Source organism: Nocardioides sp. F233 (genome assembly GCF_057813895.1).
Map to the genome: position 1 here is coordinate 1 of NZ_JBVASH010000024.1, position 308 is coordinate 308.

Sequence of the window (308 nt, forward strand, 5' to 3'; positions counted from 1 at the left end):
GTACGCCCCGGCGTCGCCGGACACCCCGACCAAGGTCACCGTCACCTACCTCCGGCAGGGCGCCAGCGCGCCGTACAACCTGGTGCGGGTCCGCTGCGCGGGGTCGCACCTCGACTCGCGAGTGACGGTCGCCAAGAACCTCTCGGCCATCCCGACGGTGGTGTGCGTCCGCGCCGACGGCACCTCGGGGTCCGACACGTGCAATGGCGCCGGCGCGAACGTGCCGGTGCTCGTCACCATGACGCTGACGTCCCACGACAAGGACAGCCGCGACGCCAGCAGCACCTACAGCGCAACCCTCTCGGGCG

At 71.8% G+C, this 308-nt stretch carries 1 protein-coding gene; it reads left to right on the top strand.

Annotated features, from left to right (window positions below):
• Positions 1 to 308 (top strand): hypothetical protein (locus tag ACZYRU_RS26915; protein ID WP_488960177.1); only part of this gene is annotated, 308 nt, incomplete at both ends.